Here is an 18,505-nt window from a genome sequence, read left to right on the forward strand (position 1 = left end):
TTGTATATTTTGGTCCGGCGGCGGTTTATTTCACCGCGCCGAAGGTCAAACCACGGACAAGCTGTTTCTGCGAGAACCAGCCGACGATCAGAATGGGCGCAACCGCAAGGGTCGATGCCGCCGACAATTTTGCCCAGAACAACCCTTCGGGGCTGGAATAGGACGCGATAAAGGCGGTCAGCGGGGCTGCATCCGAGGTCGTAAGGTTCAGCGTCCAGAAGGCTTCGTTCCAGGCGAGAATAATGTTGAGCAGCATGGTGGATGCAATGCCGGGAAGCGCCATGGGCAACAGCACAAAGATAATTTCCTTGGGCAAGGTTGCCCCGTCCATCCGGGCGGCTTCAAGGATGTCTTTGGGGATTTCCTTGAAATAGGTGTAAAGCATCCAGACCATGATCGGCAGGTTCATTAAAAACAGAACCATGATCAGGCCAAACCGGGTGTCGAGAAGGCCCCAGTCGCGAAACACCAGATAGATCGGCACCAGCACGCCAACCGGCGGCATCATTTTGGTCGACAGCATCCACAGCAAGGTATCCTTGGTGCGTTTGGTCGGGTTAAAGGCCATGGCCCATGCGCAGGTCACCGCAAAGATCAGGCCAAGAAAGGTCGACCCAAACGACAGGATGATCGAGTTCATGGCGAACTTGAAGTAGTTCGACTGTTCCAGAATTCCGCTATAGTTTTCCAGCGTCCAGTTAAAATCGAAAAACAGAGGCGGCATGTTCACCGCATCAAGTTCGGATTTGAAACTGGTTAGCACCATCCACAAGATGGGAAAGAAAACCGTGAGGCCGACAATCCAGGCAAAGACCGAATAGGCGAACTGACCGAAAGGTGTTTTGAATTTACTGTCCATTGTCGCCCCCTATGCGTCCAGGTTTTTGCCGATGAGGCGAACCAGAAAGATCGCGACAATATTGGCAAGAATGACAGCAACGATACCGCCCGCTGAAGCACCGCCGACGTCATATTGCAGCAGGGCCTGGGTATAGACGAGGAAGGCGATATTTGTGGTCGACAAACCGGGTCCACCACCCGTGGTGACGAAAATTTCGGCAAACACGCTCAGCAGGAAAATGGTTTCGATCAGGATCACAACCGTGATCGCACGGCTGAGGTGCGGCAAGGTTATATAAAAGAAAATCGATACCGGTCCGGCCCCGTCCATCTGGGCGGCTTCTTTTTGGTCGCGATCGAGCGACTGCAAGGCGGTCAGCAAAATCAGCGTCGCAAAAGGAAGCCATTGCCAGGCCACCATAATGATAATGGCCGTGAGCGGGGCATGGGTAAACCAGTCAATCGGTTGTAAACCCAGTGATGTTGATATCCACGCAAAAAAGCCGGAAACCGGGTTCATCAACAGGTTTTTCCAGACCAGCGCATTTACCGTTGGCATAATAAAGAACGGCGAAATCACTAAAATACGCAAAATGCCCCGGCCAAAAATCGGCTGGTCGAGCATCAGCCCCAGCAAAATACCGCCAATAACGGTCATCACCAGAACAGACCCGACAAGGATCAGGGTGTTGGCAAGGGAGGCAAAAAAGGCGTGGTCGGTCAGGAAAAACTTGTAATTAACAAAACCAATCCATTCCTCCATCCCTGGGGATAGCAGGTTATAGCGAAGAAAAGAGAAGTAAATTGTCATGCCCAAAGGCACGATCATCCACAAAAACAAGGCGATGATCGACGGTGCGGACATTACGCGCCCGGCCAGGGTCGAGGCCCGTGTCGACATGGTGCGCTCCCCGTTTGCAGTGTCTTTGACTGACTTTGGAAGAAAAGGGGTGGCGGAAGTGCCGCCACCCTAGTCTACCAGGTCAAGGAGGTCAGATTACAGGATCAAGATCAGTAGTAACCAGCTTTCTGCATGGTCCGATCTGTGGATTCCTGGGCATTTGCCAGCGCCTGGTCAACGGTGACCTGGCCCGCAAGTGCCGCGGAAAACTGCTGGCCGACAACGGTGCCGATACCCTGAAATTCAGGAATAGCGGCAAACTGAACACCAACATAAGGTTTGGGTTTCAAAGTGGAGTTGATCGGATCTGCACTGTCGATGGCAGCAAGGGTCTTGATGGCAAACGGGGCGGCATCAAGATATTTTTCGTTCTGGTAAAGCGACATACGGGTTCCCGGGGGAACGTTCGCCCAGCCGTCTTTGCTGGCAACCAGTTCGAGATAGGATTTCGATGTTGCCCAGGCGATGAACTTTTCAGCAGCTTCGGTGTTTTTTGAAGAAGCCGGGATCGCCAGGTTCCATGCCCAGAGCCAGTTGGCACCGGTGCAGGTTACAGCGCAAGGGGCTTCGGTAAAGCCAACCTTGTCGGCAACTTTGGAATCTTTGGGGTTGGTCACAAAAGACGCCGCAACAGTTGCGTCGATCCACATGCCGCATTTGCCCGCATTAAACAGCGAAAGGTTTTCGTTAAACCCGTTCGATGTTGCACCGGGAGGACCGTATTTGCCCAGAATGTCAACATACATGGACAGGGCATCTTTCCATTCCTGGCCGTTGAATTCGGGTTTCCATTCTTCATCAAACCAGCGTGCGCCATAGGCATTGCCCATGGTCGAGATCAGCGCCATGTTTTCGCCCCAGCCCGCTTTACCGCGCAGGCAGATGCCATAAACGCCATTTGCCGGATCATTCAGCTTTTTGGCGATGTCGAGGGTCTGGTCCCAAGTCAGGCGACCATTGATTTCGATGCCCGCTTTTTCGAACAGGTCCTTGCGGTACATCATCATCGAGCTTTCGGCATAGAACGGTGCCGCATACAGCTTGTCGTCGTTGCTTAATGCCGAACGGATCGACGGCATAATGTCATCGACGTCATAGTCAGCGCCCAGATTTTCGAGCGGTGCCAGCCAGCCTTTTTTAGCCCAGATCGGGGCTTCATAGGTGCCGATGGTCATGATGTCGTACTGGCCGCTATTGGTGGCGATGTCGGTTGTGACACGCTGACGCAGGGTATTTTCTTCCAGCGTCACCCACTCAAGCGAGATATCGGGATTTTTTTTGGTGAAGTCATCCGTCAGCTTCTGCATGCGGATCATGTCACCATTATTAACCGTGGCAATCGTCAGTTTGGTCTCGGCACTGGCACCAAAAGCGACGCCGCCGGCCAACAGCGCACACAGCGCTGCTCCCATAATATTTCTCATAATTCCTCCCAAAAGGACTTTTCCCGTCAAGCAAACTGTGTTGCTCATTTTGATCATTTGTTCAGGACGTGAACATTCACTCAATTTTCACCATCCTTGTCAACCGAATTCGATTGTGCATTGCAACAGAAAAACCCGCAGGAATGGACTGCGGGTTTTGTTACGCAAAAGCATGTTTCTTTTAATAAGATCCATTTTGCCGATGCAGTCTACAGCCTGGCAAGGAGAAGTCCGCAGAGCGTAATGGGTTTACGGGCAAGGATTTCGACGCGGCCAGGCGGTAGACTGCACCGGCCCGCAGGGTTTGTTTTTGGCGGTGTTTGGCGGCGTTACACCGCTCGCCCGATGCGCCGCATCGCGCAGCGCACTGTGCCTTGCCAAACGACACGCCAAAAACAAACAAAATGGGTCTTATTAAAAGAAATATGCTTTATTGATTATTCGGGATTATTTTTCGGGTATCAGCGCAGCAATGCCTTGGCGGTGGCTTCGTCGGTAATCAGAGATGTAATTAATTTCCCCGCCATCGCCCCGCGAATCGCGGCAATTTTCTTTGCACCCTTGGCAACGGCGATGGTGTTTTGACCGGGAATTTGCAACGGCGCGCTGGTCACCCGGTTATTGACATCATGGTCAAGAATTTGTCCGTCACGATCAAATGTCCAGCTGATCAGCTCGCCAATGCCGCCATGGTCTTGCAGGCTTTTTAATTCGGCCGGAGTAATAAAACCGTCAACCAGAAGCGGGGCATCGTCGCCCATCTGACCAATGCCGACAAATTTCACATCCGCCCTTGCGGCCAGATGCAGGATGTTATCCATCGGCGCTTGTTCCTGCATCGGTTTGCGCTGTTCGGCGCGTGGCACAATCACCGGGATCGATAACGGGTAATGCGGGGCGCGGGTCAAATCGGCCAGTTCGGTTACGGCATCATAAAAGCTGGCGGCACCGTCGGTTGCGATGGTGCCAACCAGCGACACGATTTTATGGTGGCTGGCATCAATGCGCTGAACTTCATTAACCATGCTGCGCATGGCGCGCCCGGTGCCCAGTGCAATCACCTTGGACTCCGGCGATTGCAAAACACGTTCCAGCACATTGGCGGCAGCCTGCGCCATGCCAAACATGGCATCGGGTGCGGCCGGGTCGGTTGGCACCACGTCGCAATGTTCAAGCTGATAGTGGTCTTTCAGGCGGGCCGCCAGTTCCATGCAGTCGGCAATCGGGTGATCCAGCCGCACTTTAACCAGCCCTTCGCTGATGGCGGCCGACACAAGGCGCTGTGCGGTGGGGCGTGAGACGCCCAGTTTGGTGGCGATTTCGTCCTGGGTGTTGCCCGCGCAATAATACAGCCAACCCGCACGGGCGGCTTCATCCAGTCGGGCAGCTTCTTTGCGGGTACGTTTTACCATCCCTGTCTTCCGATTTTATTTTTGTTGGCATTGCGCGACGGTCAAGGTTGCATCGGGGCAAATCGCGCGAAGATGGATATTGCAGCCCCATCTCGCAGGCTGGACAGTGATTTTCTCTAGCTCTTTTTAAGTGGTATGACCAGTGCCAATGATGTGGCGTGGCACAAAACAATATGGCCGCCCCGGTGGGAGCGGCCATATGAAACGGATACCAGATCAGAAAAGCTGTTATTTTTTCGGAAGATAGTCCGAGACCAGCAATTCTGCGATCTGAACTGCGTTCAAGGCAGCCCCTTTGCGCAAATTGTCGCCAACACACCACAATGACAGGGCATTGGGAATGCTGGGGTCTTTGCGAATGCGCGAAATAAAGACGTTATCTTCGCCCGCAACTTCATGCGGGGTGACATAGCCTTCATCGCGGCGATAATCGACCACGGAAACACCGGGAAAGGCTTTTAGCGCCTTGCGGGCTTCCTCGACGGTGACCGGCATTTCAAATTCGATATTAATGGCTTCGGAATGGCCGACAAAAACCGGAACCCGGACGCAGGTGGCGTGAACGGCGATGTCAGGGTCCAGAATTTTGCGGGTTTCCGCCGTCATTTTCCATTCTTCGCGGGTCGCTCCGTCATCCATAAATTCGTCAATATGGGGAATGACGTTAAAGGCGATTTGCTTGGTGAATTGTTCCTTGGTCGGAAGGTCATTCACATAAATGCCGCGTGTCTGGTTAAACAGTTCGTCCATTGCCGCGCGGCCCGCACCCGAAACCGCCTGATAGGTCGACACAATCACGCGTTTGATCGGCTGCAAATTATGCAGCGGTTTTAATGCCATCACCATCTGGATGGTCGAGCAATTGGGATTGGCGATAATGTTTTTCTTGGCGTAGCCGGCAAGGGCCTCGCCATTAACTTCAGGCACAATCAGCGGAATGCCCGGTTCCATGCGCCAGTAGCTGGAATTGTCGATCACGACGCATCCGGCTTCGGCAACCTTCGGGGCCAGGTTTTTTGCCGTGGTGCTGCCTGCGGCAAACAGCGCGATATCGATTTGTGCAAAGTCGAAGCGGGCGGCGTCCTGGACAATCAGGTCGTCATCGCCATACGAAATTGTGCGTCCGATCGAGCGCGACGAGGCCAGCGCAAAGACTTCCTCGGCGGGAAAATTGCGTTCTGCCAGAGTGTTGAGCATTTCGCGCCCGACATTGCCAGTGGCGCCCACAACGGCGATTTTGTAACCCATCAAGTGCCTCTTTCTGTTTTGGTACGGTATGCCTGTGCATTGGAGATTTCCCTAAACAACTAGATAGGGTCACCCTGAACCGACCGGTAAGCTGGCCGAGATGTAAGGCTTTGTGCGGCGTCGTGCAAGGATGGTTTCGGTTTTTACTGCTTGAGATTGCAGTGAAATATGTCACTATATCTCACGGGGGTTGTGAAATGTTGGTTGATATTTCGCGATTTTGGGGGTTGTCGCATTTCCGGCTTGAGAAGGACGGCTATGACGTACCCGATGACATTGAACTGGACTGACAAGAAAGTCCTCGATTTTTTTCGCGAACATGTAACGCGCGGCACGCTTGTTGTGCGCGTAAATGACCGCCACGAGGTTGCCCTTGGTGATGGCGGTGATCCACGCGCAACCATGACATTGCCCAATTGGACCAATGCCATGAAAATGGCGCTCAGCCCCGATCCGGGGTTTGGCGAAGTTTATATGCAAGGTGGCCTGGATGTAACATCGGGCGAGCTTGAAGACCTGATTCGCGTGTTACGCCTTAATTTTGATGGTGGCCATTCCAGCAGCAGCTTTGGCTTGCTGATTGAAAAATTGCAGGCATTCAAATTCCGAATTGCGCAATTTACCTCGGTCGAGGCGGCATCTCGCCGTGTGCGCCACCATTATGATATCGGCAACGACCTTTATACCCGCTTTCTTGACGCGGATATGCAGTATTCCTGTGCATTCTGGGATGACGGGGCCCAAAACCTTGCCGAGGCCCAGCACCATAAAATGACCCTGACCACCGACCGGTTACAAATTACCGAGCCGGGAACCCGGGTTGTCGATATTGGGTGTGGCTGGGGCGGGTTAAGCCGGTTTATCCGCCGCACCACCGGTGCCGAAGTGCATGGCATTACCCTGTCGACCGAGCAATATAACTGGGCGCTGGAACGCAAGGCCGAACTGCCTGCCGATTTCCACGAAGGTCTGGATTATCATTTGCAGGATTACCGGGTTTTCGCCGAAGCCAACAAGGAACGCTATGACCGGGTGGTGTCGGTGGGGATGTTTGAACATGTGGGGCGCCCGCAGTTCAAAACCTATTTCGAGCAAGTCAGCCACCTGTTAAAGGCGGGCGGTCGTGCGGTTATCCACACCATTATCAAACCCCGGCCCGATTTTACCTCGCCGTGGATTGACCGTTATATTTTCCCGGGCGGGTATATTCCTGCCGTCCATGAAGTGGTTGAAGCCGCCGAACAGGCCGATCTGGATGTGGAAGCCTGCCATTTTCATCCCGGCGATAATTACGCCCGGACCTTGATGGCATGGCGCGAGAACTTTCGTAAAATTCAGGATCAGCTTGATCCGGAAAAATACGATACCGAGTTCAAACGGATGTGGGAATTTTATCTGGCGGGCTGCATCAACGCGTTTGATGCGCGCGAAGGCGGCGGTGGCATGCGGGTGGGCCAGTTTGTGTTCACCAAACCGGGCTATCGTCATAATTGATCTTGCGGGCAGCGGGGATGTTTTACGCTCCGCTGCCCACGTTTCCAGATTTGTCGACGAACAAAAATTAACAACGAACAGCATTCTGGTTTGTCTTTTTGAACGTGCCTACCCAGCGGACCGCAAGAGTCCGCCAACCGGGACACAGGGATGCAACCGGCCCTGATTAACCCGGATATGATCGGTTGATTTCCTTTTAGGGAGGAAAACCATGCTGTATTCAAGCCATGCCGGACCCGCCGTTAACGCGCGTGCCAACGCCCGCCGGGGGACGGGTTATTTTGCTTTTTCCGACCTCGCAGCTACGGATGATCGACCAGATTATGTCGGTTCGGTCGACCAATACTGCAAGGCATTGTCGGTGGTGGAGCTGTCAAGTTGCGAGCGCGACATGCTGCGCGCCCATTTGCGCGCCCCTGATCACTGCATTACCGGGCTGGACCTTGCCTTTGCGGCCGGGCATTTTGGCCCGCGCATTGGCCTTAAAAAATACGGGCGTATTGGTCGTAAAATTGCGATGGCAGCCGGGTTGCCGCAATGCCAAACCGATGTCAGCGCGTATCTTGCCGCTATTTTTAGCCTGGCTGACGGCACGCAAATGGAAACCGAGGACTGGAACTGGGTTTTGCATCCGACATTGGCAGAAGCGCTAAGAAAAAGTGGAATTTCCTGAGCAAAAACGCGGGATTTAAACCAGCGGCGTAGCGAACTGGCGGGCCGGTGCCAGCGCCATTGTCGCAACAGCGGTGGAATTTCAGGATGATTGTTTTTGGGAAAAATCATCACGTGATGTAACAGCTGTCCATGTTGTCTCGTCCTGTTTGTAGCGAATGTTTTTCATTGTCTGCAAACAGGAGATTGCACCATGAGCCGCTTTGATTTTGCCAAAACTAGCCCTGCCTTGTTCAAGGGGCTGTATCATGCCTCGACTGTGTTCGAGACCGAAAAGACAGTGCCCAAAACGGTGGTCGAAATTGTGAAATGCCGGGTATCGCAGCTTAACGCCTGCTCGTTTTGTCTGCGTATGCATCGCGATGATTATTTGAAACATGGCGGGCAGCAGGACAAAATCGACATGCTGGCCGTTTGGCGCAATGCCAAGGATTTTGACGCGAGCGAACGTGCCGCCCTTGACTGGGCAGAAAAGCTGACCATCGCTGCCGATTCCGCCGCCATCGATGCCAGCTTTGAAGCCCTTGGCGCGCATTTTAGCGAAAGCCAAATATCGGAACTGACCACCGGTATTGCCCTGATTAATGCCTGGAACCGGTTGGGTATTGCCCAGCACCAACGGGCCTGATCGCCCCCCGTGTTTGACCGGCAACCTGCCTGCCCGGCGTTGCCATGACATAAACACGGTTATTGCCCGGATTTTAGCGGCACAGGCACACATGCCTGTGCCGCCTTGTGCGTTTTTGCGGAGAGAAGGCAACATGATGTCGACAGCGATTTTTGAACAGCATCGCCCCCGGTTGTTTGCGCTGGCGTTTCGCATGCTGGGCAGTCACGCCGATGCCGAAGATGCGGTACAGGATGTTTGGCTGCGATGGTGCGGGGCGGATATCGCCACTATAAACGATCCGCTTGGCTGGCTTGTGCGGGTGTGCAGCAATTTGTGCCTGGATATTTTGAAATCTGCCTGTCGTCGTCGCGAAAATTATGTCGGCCACTGGTTGCCCGAGCCCTGGGTAAACCCGTTTGCCAATGAAAGCGAAGCCGCACTGATTAATCGCGATTACCTGTCGCAGGCGTATTTAGTGATGCTGGAAAAGCTATCGCCACCCGAGCGTATCACGCTGGTTTTGCATGATGTTTTTGATTGGGATCATAGCGCCATTGCGGAAACCCTGGGCAACCAGCCCAATAATGCCCGACAAATATTATTTCGGGCACGTCGGAAAATGCAAGATCAGGCGGCGTCGGAATTGGGTGACACCGCAACAGAGAAGCCGGTTGCGGCTGCGGTTTTATCTGATGAAACAGGGTGCGCGCGCCGGTTAAAGCGCGAAGATCTGGCGGGTTTTATCAGCGCCTTGCAATCGGGAAGGGCTGACGCGATTGCGGCCCTGTTATCACCCGATGTGACGTTGCAAAGCGATGGCGGCGGTAAAGCCAGCGTTAACATCAATACATTGTTCGGAACAGACCATGTTGCCCGTTTCTTTGCCGGGGTATGGCACAAAAACTTTGCTGCTGCCGATATGACGATCGCGGAAAGCGAAGCCGAAAGCTGGATCCTGTTTGCCGCCGATGGTGTTGTGCATACCGCCATTACATTTGCCGTTGAAAATGGCCGCATTGATCGCATTTTCGTCCATCGCAATCCTGATAAGATCGCGGTGTTTCAACCAAATAGAAGTTAAACGCGTTGTCTGGACTATAAAGTGAGTGGCCAGACAGTGTTTCGGGGGCAGGGTGTTTGCATGTGCCGTGAGGTGCCAGACCGTAAAGGGCCATGCAAATAATAACGGCCAAGCTGCACATGTGCGCCTGGCCGTTATGGTGTTATCGCCCTGGTCGTCGGGATGGGTTATTTGCCAACTTCATCATTGGCGAGGATTTTAAGGCCAAATGTTTCGGCCAGAACCGGCGGGGTGGGCGGCTTTTGGGCCTTCATCAACGGGCCAAACGCCACCGGCTTTGGCGGCGACAGCGTAATTTTCAGGCGGTGCGGGGCGGCCAGCCAATTGGCCAGTTGCCCAAGGGATGCGCCGAGTTGGCCCGTCTTGCCATATTGTTGCTGGGCCTGAACCACCACCATTCCGGCGGTCAGCTGTAATTGATCTGCTGGAACGCCGCTGGTTGCTGCGGCAATTTTCCACACGGTCGGCATCAGGTTTTCGCCCGAAATTTCCAGCGACGCGTCCTTTAACAGGGCAGATTGGCTAAAGATTTTGCCAATGCGTTGTTTGGCATCGATCAGGGGAATGTCCTGCAACTGCCCGATAACATCCGATGTTAACCCTGCCAGCGTGACGGAAAATTTTACGGTGCCAAAATCATGCACGGTGAGTTCATCAACGCCATATTGGAATTCGCCATTTTCCGCGTTCCAGCGTTGATGCGCATCGATATCGAGCGTCACCTGATCAAACCGTTCAACACCTAGCATGCTGGTAACACGGGGATCGGTGCTTATTTCGTCGGGTATGTCGATGCTAAAGCCGCCAATATGGCTGGAGGCTGCCCGGGCAACCTGTGGCCCGTCTTCGCGTGCCGGGCCAACATCGCCCAGCGCACCACCCAGTTCATCAAGCGTCAGATGAAAGGTTTCACTGCCGGTAATGCCAAGTTCAATGCCGGTCAGTAAATAGGTCGACAGAACAGGCGGGTTAAAGGGAAAACCGACTTCTCCCAGTGTTTTGTCCTGCATTTCAGCAAGTTGTTCTTCTGGTGTGCTGGCGGTGACACCCTGAAACTGGCGAAGGACCGTGCCGATATTGGCCAGATCAACATCGCGAAGGGTGGCTTGATCCAGCCCGATTTTCAGGGTCTGGGCAACGTTGCTGCCATGAACCGAAAGCCCACCCGATGAGAATTCACCAATCACATTATGCGCCAGTTTATGGATGGCAAGGTGGTCCCAGCGAATTTCCGCTTCGGGCAGGGTGTAAAGCTGGTCGGATAATTCCAGCTTGTCGATTTTCACGCTTTCAAACGCGGCCAGCCACTGGTCAATGTCAAATTTTTCGCCCGGTGCCGGGATCAGATCCGGGTTGATCGCCTGATCAAACCCGCCAAGTTCGATCCGGCCAATGGTCAGGGCCCCGCCATTTTTCGGCAGACGAATTTTAAGCCCGTTAACGCTGGTGGTTTCAATCGATTGGGTGGTTAATCCGTCGACCAATATGCCCGCCGCTGAAATGGCAGAATGGTCTGGCAGCGACATGGTTAAATCGGCCAAGGCCATGTTTTTGCACGATTCAGCCGAATTCCAGTTAAAATCGCTGTTATCAAGCTGCTGCAACAGCGGCATCGGCCCGGCACAATTGGCAAAAATGCTTTGCGCAATGCGGGCATTGCCCTGATCAGGCCCGGCGTCATAGCTCCAGGCACCGGTGGTAATGCCACCAATATGGTCCGCCGCGATATCCTGAATGTGGATATCTTCAATTGTGCTGGTCTGATCCTCAAAGGTTTGGGTCAGGCCGGGGCTTGTAATATCGGCGGCGGCAAAAGTGTCGGGAAGCCAGTTGGTGGGATCGGCCGAAACACCTGCAAGGCGCGCCTGATCAAAGGAAATTTTGCGCCCGTTAACCTCGATGGTCGCATTGCCAAGGGTCATGCCCTGCGCCAGTGCATCGTGTGACGGGTTAAAACCGTAAACCGCAAGCCAGTCGATGCCGGTGATATCGACATGTTGCGCGCTATAAACAGCCCCGTCCATGCTGACGATTTTGACATTGTCGCCCGACATGGTGCCTTTAAACAGCGACATTTGAAAATTGGTAAATTCGCCACGGATCATCGATTGCGGGTTGGTCAGCGCGCTGCGCAGATTATTTTCGGTATAGACCGGGGCCAAAAAATGAAGCCCGGCACCAGCCGCGGCCACAACAACGAGGCTGCCAATAATGAATTTTGCGGTTTTGGCCATCTGATCGCGCGGTCCCCTGCAAATCTGAAAAATGTGATCGCTAATATATCACGCGTTGTCTGCAATGCATGAACCGTTTGCGATTTTATTTGTGTCGCATTGTACGCAATGGGTTGAAATAAAATAAAAAGGCCGGGGCGTTATCGGCCCCGGCCTTGAAATTCAGATCGATGATGTGGTGGTCGGTTAGACCAGCTTGTTCAGCTCGTTGATAACCGCTTCACCCATAACACTGGTTGAAACCTTGGCCATGCCCGGCTGCATGATGTCAGCGGTGCGCAGGCCACCCTTCAGAACGTTCTGAACGGCGGTTTCGATCATGGTGGCGTCATCGCCCATGTCGAACGAATAACGCAGCATCATGGCGAATGACAGCAAGGTTGCCAGCGGGTTGGCAAGGTCCTGACCGGCAATGTCGGGGGCAGATCCGTGGACCGGCTCGTACAATGCCTTGCGTGCGCCGGTTTCATCGGCCGCACCCAGCGATGCCGATGGCAGCATGCCCAGTGACCCGGTCAGCATAGCGGCACAATCAGACAGGATATCGCCAAACATGTTGGTGGTAACCATCACGTCAAACTGTTTGGGGTTGCGCACCAGCTGCATGGCGGCGTTATCGACATACATGTGGCTGATGTCGACCTCGGGGAATTCCCTGGCAACGCGTTCAACAACTTCGCGCCATAAAACGGTGGATTCCAGAACGTTGGCCTTGTCGACCGAGCACAGGCGCTTGTTGCGCTTCATCGCCATATCAAAGGCAACGCGGGCGATACGTTCGATTTCGGGTTCCGAATAAACCAGCGTGTTAAAGCCAAAACGAACACCGTCGCGTTCTTCAATGCCACGTGGCTGGCCGAAATAAATGCCGCCGGTCAATTCGCGCAGGATCATGATATCGAGACCCTTAACCACATCTTCCTTCAGGGTCGATGCGCCGACAAGGGCGTCAAATACCAGGGCCGGGCGCAAATTGGCAAACAGGCCCATTTCCTTGCGAATTTTCAAAAGGCCGCGTTCGGGTTTGATGTCGAACGGAATGTTGTCCCATTTCGGGCCCCCCACAGCACCAAGCAACACGGCATCGGCAGCCATGGCGTCGGCCAGGGTTTCGTCGGTCAGCGGGTTGTTGTGGGCATCGATCGAGGCGCCGCCGATCAGGCCTTCGGTGACGTCAAAATTGATGTCACGTTTTTTGGCCATCCAGTCCATAACGCGCTGAACCTGGCGCATCACTTCGGGGCCAATGCCGTCGCCCGGCAACATCAAAACTTTTTTGGTAATCGTCATTTTCAAACCTTCGCAAAGAAACAGCGGCGCGCAAGCGCGCCAGATATGCGGGAATTAAAAACGGGCGGCGTAAAATATTTGCGCCGCCCGTAATTTTTTAAAGCGACAGCCAGGGCTGCGACAATGCACGTTCGGCTTCAAAGCCGTTAATCGCATCACCCTGTTGCAGGGTCAGGCCAATGTCATCAAGGCCATTAAGCATGCAATGCTTGCGGAACGGTTCGACATCAAACTTGATGCAACCGCCATCCGGGCCGGTGATTTCCTGCTTTTCAAGGTCAATCGTCACCGTGGCATTGGCACCGCGTTCGGCGTCAAGCATCAGTTTATCAACATCTTCCTGCGGCAGGGCGATCGGCAAAATGCCGTTCTTAAAGCAGTTATTGTAAAAAATGTCGGCAAAGCTGGGCGCAATAATGCAGCGAATACCAAAATCAAGCAGCGACCAGGGCGCATGTTCGCGCGATGACCCACAGCCAAAATTGGCTCCGGTGACCAGAATTTTGGCATTGCGATACGCCGGCTGGTTCAGAACGAAACCAGGAATTTCGTCGCCGTTATCGTCAAAACGCATTTCATCAAACAGGTTTTTGCCAAGACCGGAACGTTTGATGGTCTTGAGAAACTGCTTGGGGATGATCATGTCGGTATCGACATTGAGCATCGGCAACGGTGCGGCCACACCGGTTAAAGTGTCGAACTTGTCCATTGTCTTATCCCTTGTTTTCGGCATCCCACACCCGACCCAGGGCTTCTATCAGGTCTTCGGTGGCGTCGATGTCATTAGCAACGAAATCGGGCAGGTTAATCCCGGTAAGCTGGGGCAACAGGCTTTCTAACACCATTGCCCGCCCGTAACGCGGTATGCCGTCTTCGTAACTGGTAAAGGCTTGTGCAGACATTATCGGGCCTTACACAATTTCAAGCTTGCGAACGTCGGTCAGATAACCGGTTACCGCTGCTGCAACGGCCATCGCCGGGCTAAGCAGATGGGTCCGACCGCCGCGGCCCTGACGGCCTTCAAAGTTGCGGTTTGATGTCGATGCACAACGTTCACCCGGTTCCAGACGGTCGGGGTTCATTGCCAGGCACATCGAGCAACCCGGTTCGCGCCATTCAAAACCGGCCTCAAGAAAGATCTGATCCAGACCTTCTGCTTCGGCCTGTTCCTTGACCAGTCCCGAACCCGGAACGACCATGGCATTAACCGATGCCGCAACCTTGCGGCCTTTGGCGACAACGGCGGCTGCGCGCAAATCCTCGATCCGGCCATTGGTGCAAGAACCAATGAAAACACGGTCGATTTTAACTTCTTCAAGCGGAGTGCCCGCAACCAGACCCATATATTCGAGCGAACGGGTAATGGCTTTTTTCTTGCCCGCATCGGTCACATCGTCCGGGCCAGGCACAACAGCACTGATCGGGGCAACGTCTTCCGGGCTGGTGCCCCAGGTAACCTGCGGGATGATGTCGTTGGCATCAAGTTCGACGACTTTGTCGTAATGTGCGCCGTCATCCGTGGGCAGGGTCTTCCAGTATTCAACAGCCTGTTCATATGCCGCACCCTTGGGTGCCATCGGACGGCCCTTGATATAGTCAAAGGTTTTTTCATCCGGCGCGATCAAACCGGCGCGTGCGCCACCTTCAATCGCCATGTTGCAAACCGTCATGCGGCCTTCCATCGAAAGCGCACGAATGGCCGAACCGGCATATTCAATCACAAAGCCGGTGCCGCCTGCGGTACCGATACGGCCGATAATGGCAAGGGTGATGTCCTTGGCAGTCACGCCGGGGTGCAAATCACCCTCGACCTTGACCAGCATGTTTTTGGCCGGTTTTTGAACCAGGGTCTGGGTGGCCAGCACATGTTCAACTTCGGATGTGCCAATACCAAATGCCAGCGCGCCAAAGGCCCCGTGGGTGGAGGTGTGCGAATCACCGCAAACCATGGTCACACCGGGCAGGGTAAAGCCTTCTTCCGGGCCAACAATATGCACAATACCCTGACGAAGATCGTTCATCGGGAAATAGTGAATGCCGGTGTCGCGCGCGTTCTGGTCAAGGGTGTCAACCTGAATACGGCTGTCTTCTTCCTTGATGCCCTGGGAGCGGTCGGTGGTCGGCACGTTATGGTCGGGCACGGCCAGCGTCAGTTCGGGATGGCGCACCTTGCGACCGGCATTGCGCAGACCTTCAAAGGCCTGCGGACTGGTAACCTCGTGAACGAGATGGCGGTCGATATAAATAAGGCAGGTGCCGTCATCCTGCGTATTAATCACATGGCTTGCCCAAATTTTGTCAAAAAGGGTTTTCGGGTTTCCCATCTCGACCTCCTCTCTATTCGATCCTGTGTGCGTTATTGCAAAACATAAGGCGCGCGGGCAGGCGATGCGAATGATACCGGGGATAAAACCGTACGATCATCACGGGATAATCTGGCGGTAATGCAGGGTGGCGGGATACCGCCATTTCCTCCGGCGCAGCTTGGCGCTGCGAAATTTTATTATTCAGAAACGCTTGCCCGGGACTGTTTTTGCCGCGGGACTGTTTTTATACACGCCAGCTTGCAAATCGCAAGCGCCGGAGCGGGTGTTTTTTCAGGCGGCAACATCTTTAAATTGAAACGGTCAAAATTTGGCATCTTTGGGTAGCTGATGCAGCCTATAAAGCGGGATTGAGCCCCATAGTCTAAATAGCTGATATAGAAAAATGTGATGGCTAAGGGTGAACAATTCCGCCAATGAGATGGTTGGCGGGCAGTTTTTACCGATTCGCCATAACGCAACTATTGCGTGTTTTTATAATCGTTCAATCGCCACAGACCGGCATGGATCAATCACGGCCAATGGCGCGTGAGGTACAGATACGCAAGGGGATGTGGCAGGGCAGATAAGGGTTAGGCATAAAAAAACGGGCCCATTTTGCAATGGACCCGTTTTGTGCTGTCCGGTTGCCCGGTGGCAGCTTATTTCTTGCGTTCAGCCGCCGTCAGCTTGCCTTTGTGACCGGTGGTCTGTTCGGCGATACGTGCCGATTTACCAGTACGGCCGCGCAGGTAATAAAGCTTTGCACGACGAACATCACCACGACGCACGACTTCGATTTTGTCAATCGCCGGGGAATAGTTCTGGAAAATACGCTCAACACCTTCGCCCGATGCGATTTTACGCACGGTGAAGGAAGAGTTCAGGCCGCGGTTTTTACGCGCGATGCAAACGCCTTCAAACTGCTGAATACGCTCGCGCGTGCCTTCAACAACTTTCAGGTGAACGCGAACGGTATCACCGGCATCAAATTCCGGCACGGCGCGCTTTGCGGAGATTTTATCAAGCTGATCTTTTTCGATCTGCTGAATGATTGCATTGGTCATGATTTAACCCTCTTTGCTGGGCCCGTGGCAACATACTGATCCCAAAGGTCAGGACGCCGTTCACGAGTGATTTCTTCTGCCTGGTCAAGCCGCCAGGCCTGTATCTTGGCATGATGCCCGGAGAGCAGAATTTCCGGTACTTCACGCCCGTTCCAATTGGCCGGGCGCGTGTAATGCGGATATTCCAGCAACCCGGTTTCAAAGCTTTCCTCATCGACGGAAGCGGCTTTATTCACCACTCCTTCGATCAGGCGTATGCACGATTCAATCAGGACCATGGCCGGCAATTCGCCGCCCATAAGGATGTAATCGCCAATGCTGATTTCTTCGACCTGGTGTTCATCCAATACGCGCTGGTCGATACCTTCGTATCGGCCGCATAACAGCATCACACCTGGTCCCGTTGCCAATTCGCGGCACCGTTTCTGGTTCAGCATCTTTCCCCGCGGGCTGAGATAAATCAGCGGTAATTCCGGTGCCGAAGCACGGAGTTCACGCAGGGCGGCATCGACGATATCGGGGCGCATGACCATACCGGCCCCACCCCCGAAAGGATTATCGTCAACCGTGCGGTGGCGGTCGGTTGCATGGTCGCGAATGTCTTTGACATCCAACGACCAGATCCCGTTTTCCAGCGCCCTGCCAGCCAAAGCCTGGCCGATGGCACCGGGAAACATTTCCGGGAACAGGGTTGCAACTTTGGCCTGCCACACGGGCATCCTTCAGGCCTCCTTTCCGCTGCCGGTCGCGGTTTCCGCGCCTGCCGCATCTGCGGTCACGGCTTCGGAGTCGCGGTCGGCCTGGGCGTTGTTGCCTGATTTCGATGTGCGACCCGGGCGATTGCCCGGCCCATCGTCATCGTGCAACAGCCCCTCGGGCGGGTTAACCACCAGCTTGCGTTCTGACAAAATCACTTCTGGCACAACTGTGCGGGTGAACGGCAACACAACAACTTTTCCCCGGCTTTCTTCAAGGGCGATTTCGATAACATCGCCCGCCCCAAAATCAGCCACGCCGCGGACGGTGCCAAAAACAGATCCATCAACATGGATCGCTTTCAAACCGACCAGATCGGCAAGATAGAATTCGTCGTCTGTTTCCGTGTCCGGCAATGCCGTCCGTGGAATATGAAGCCGGGTTCCGCGCAGTCGTTCAGCCGCGTCACGGTCGTTGACACCGTCGATCTTGGCGATCAACTGGTCACGAACGTGGCCAACGGGCGACAGTTTGAATTTCTGTTTCCCTTTGGCATCAAATAACGGGCCATAACCAACCAGATTATCCGGGTCAACGGTATAGCTTTTGACGCGCACGGCACCGCGAACCCCGTGAGGGGCCGTGATCATGCCAATGCAGACAAAATCTGTATCGTTTTTGGATTTGCGGTTCTCAGCCATGTCAGTTCACAATTACCTGGTATCTGATCAAATTGTACGATCAGCCAATTATTCGCTGGTAGCTTCGGCAGCGGCTTCAGCAGCAGCTTCGGCTTTGGCAGCTTTTTCACGAAGACGTTCCTGGGCTTTCGCCTTCGGAGCAGACTTCTTGGGCTGTTCGGTCGGTTTGAATGCTTCGGCCAGACCGGCTTTACCCAGGAAACGGGCAACGCGTTCGGTCGGCTGGGCGCCAACGCCGAGCCAATATTTAATGCGTTCTTCTTTGAAGGTTACGCGGTTTTCAGCTTCTTTCGGAAGCATCGGATCATAGGTTCCGACCTTTTCGATGAAGCTACCGTCGCGCGGGGCACGGGCGTCAGCAACTACGATACGGTAGTAAGGACGCTTTTTGGCACCGCCACGGGAGAGACGAATCTTGACAGCCATTCGGATAAGTTCCTTTCAGCTCGGGTTTAGTAGTCTTTACGTTACAGCCCTTTGCAGGGCCAATTTGGTCCGGTTCGAATGAACCTTTAACAAAGGTTCGTGCGAG

18 protein-coding genes are annotated in these 18,505 nt (G+C 54.0%); 4 read left to right on the forward strand and 14 right to left on the reverse strand.

What is annotated here, in order from left to right:
- Positions 1-25 precede the first annotated feature (25 nt).
- The 5 genes from TMES_RS04925 to TMES_RS04945 all read right to left on the reverse strand — a co-directional run bounded on the left by TMES_RS04925 (position 26) and on the right by TMES_RS04945 (position 5,825).
- Positions 26-859 carry a carbohydrate ABC transporter permease gene (locus tag TMES_RS04925; protein WP_085580113.1) on the reverse strand — a complete coding sequence of 278 codons (834 nt, stop codon included), beginning with the start codon at positions 857-859 and terminating at the stop codon, positions 26-28.
- A 9-nt stretch (positions 860-868) separates the two neighbouring features.
- Positions 869-1,741 carry a carbohydrate ABC transporter permease gene (locus TMES_RS04930; protein ID WP_085580115.1) on the reverse strand — a complete coding sequence of 291 codons (873 nt, stop codon included), beginning with the start codon at positions 1,739-1,741 and terminating at the stop codon, positions 869-871.
- Between the two features lie 110 nt (positions 1,742-1,851).
- Positions 1,852-3,165 carry an ABC transporter substrate-binding protein gene (locus tag TMES_RS04935; RefSeq protein ID WP_085580117.1) on the reverse strand — a complete coding sequence of 438 codons (1,314 nt, stop codon included), beginning with the start codon at positions 3,163-3,165 and terminating at the stop codon, positions 1,852-1,854.
- Positions 3,166-3,626: 461 nt separating this feature from the next.
- Positions 3,627-4,577 (reverse strand): sugar-binding transcriptional regulator, encoded by a 951-nt coding sequence (locus TMES_RS04940; protein WP_085580119.1) that lies wholly within the window; start codon positions 4,575-4,577, stop codon positions 3,627-3,629.
- Between the two features lie 228 nt (positions 4,578-4,805).
- A complete protein-coding gene (locus TMES_RS04945) occupies positions 4,806-5,825 on the reverse strand; it encodes an aspartate-semialdehyde dehydrogenase (RefSeq protein ID WP_085580121.1) in 1,020 nt (339 codons plus the stop codon).
- A gap of 258 nt (positions 5,826-6,083) precedes the next feature.
- On the opposite strand from TMES_RS04945, the gene TMES_RS04950 reads away from it, so the two are divergent.
- From TMES_RS04950 to TMES_RS04965, 4 genes are all read left to right on the forward strand, one after another.
- Positions 6,084-7,319: a class I SAM-dependent methyltransferase gene (locus tag TMES_RS04950; RefSeq protein WP_245835214.1), complete on the forward strand. Its 1,236-nt coding sequence runs from the start codon at positions 6,084-6,086 to the stop codon at positions 7,317-7,319.
- A gap of 211 nt (positions 7,320-7,530) precedes the next feature.
- A complete protein-coding gene (locus tag TMES_RS04955) occupies positions 7,531-7,992 on the forward strand; it encodes a hypothetical protein (RefSeq protein WP_085580125.1) in 462 nt (153 codons plus the stop codon).
- Positions 7,993-8,184: 192 nt separating this feature from the next.
- Complete coding sequence (locus TMES_RS04960) at positions 8,185-8,619, forward strand: carboxymuconolactone decarboxylase family protein (protein WP_085580127.1); 435 nt, start codon at positions 8,185-8,187, stop codon at positions 8,617-8,619.
- 133 nt (positions 8,620-8,752) lie between these two features.
- Complete coding sequence (locus tag TMES_RS04965) at positions 8,753-9,682, forward strand: sigma-70 family RNA polymerase sigma factor (protein WP_245835215.1); 930 nt, start codon at positions 8,753-8,755, stop codon at positions 9,680-9,682.
- 167 nt (positions 9,683-9,849) lie between these two features.
- On the opposite strand, the gene TMES_RS04970 is transcribed toward TMES_RS04965, so the two are convergent.
- The 9 genes from TMES_RS04970 to rpsP all read right to left on the reverse strand — a co-directional run bounded on the left by TMES_RS04970 (position 9,850) and on the right by rpsP (position 18,399).
- The gene (locus TMES_RS04970) at positions 9,850-11,916 is read right to left on the reverse strand and encodes a hypothetical protein (protein ID WP_085580129.1); all 2,067 of its coding nucleotides are present in this window, start codon (positions 11,914-11,916) and stop codon (positions 9,850-9,852) included.
- A gap of 186 nt (positions 11,917-12,102) precedes the next feature.
- Complete coding sequence (gene leuB / locus TMES_RS04975) at positions 12,103-13,206, reverse strand: 3-isopropylmalate dehydrogenase (protein ID WP_085580131.1); 1,104 nt, start codon at positions 13,204-13,206, stop codon at positions 12,103-12,105.
- A gap of 97 nt (positions 13,207-13,303) precedes the next feature.
- Positions 13,304-13,915, reverse strand: a complete 612-nt coding sequence (leuD, locus tag TMES_RS04980; RefSeq protein WP_085580133.1) for a 3-isopropylmalate dehydratase small subunit — start codon at positions 13,913-13,915, stop codon at positions 13,304-13,306.
- 4 nt (positions 13,916-13,919) lie between these two features.
- Positions 13,920-14,108 (reverse strand): hypothetical protein, encoded by a 189-nt coding sequence (locus tag TMES_RS04985; protein ID WP_085580134.1) that lies wholly within the window; start codon positions 14,106-14,108, stop codon positions 13,920-13,922.
- 9 nt (positions 14,109-14,117) lie between these two features.
- Positions 14,118-15,530 carry a 3-isopropylmalate dehydratase large subunit gene (gene leuC / locus TMES_RS04990; protein ID WP_085580136.1) on the reverse strand — a complete coding sequence of 471 codons (1,413 nt, stop codon included), beginning with the start codon at positions 15,528-15,530 and terminating at the stop codon, positions 14,118-14,120.
- Positions 15,531-16,171: 641 nt separating this feature from the next.
- Positions 16,172-16,576 (reverse strand): 50S ribosomal protein L19, encoded by a 405-nt coding sequence (rplS, locus tag TMES_RS05000; RefSeq protein WP_085580140.1) that lies wholly within the window; start codon positions 16,574-16,576, stop codon positions 16,172-16,174.
- The gene (gene trmD, locus TMES_RS05005; RefSeq protein ID WP_085580142.1) at positions 16,573-17,295 is read right to left on the reverse strand and encodes a tRNA (guanosine(37)-N1)-methyltransferase TrmD; all 723 of its coding nucleotides are present in this window, start codon (positions 17,293-17,295) and stop codon (positions 16,573-16,575) included. Before trmD ends, rplS begins: the two co-directional genes overlap by 4 nt.
- 3 nt (positions 17,296-17,298) lie before the next feature.
- On the reverse strand, positions 17,299-17,973 hold the full coding sequence (gene rimM, locus TMES_RS05010; protein WP_085580144.1) for a ribosome maturation factor RimM: 675 nt from the start codon (positions 17,971-17,973) through the stop codon (positions 17,299-17,301).
- 48 nt (positions 17,974-18,021) lie between these two features.
- A complete protein-coding gene (gene rpsP / locus TMES_RS05015) occupies positions 18,022-18,399 on the reverse strand; it encodes a 30S ribosomal protein S16 (protein WP_085580146.1) in 378 nt (125 codons plus the stop codon).
- Positions 18,400-18,505: the final 106 nt, after the last annotated feature.

The sequence above is a fragment of the Thalassospira mesophila genome, assembly GCF_002115755.1.
Classification (GTDB): Bacteria; Pseudomonadota; Alphaproteobacteria; order Rhodospirillales; family Thalassospiraceae; genus Thalassospira; species Thalassospira mesophila.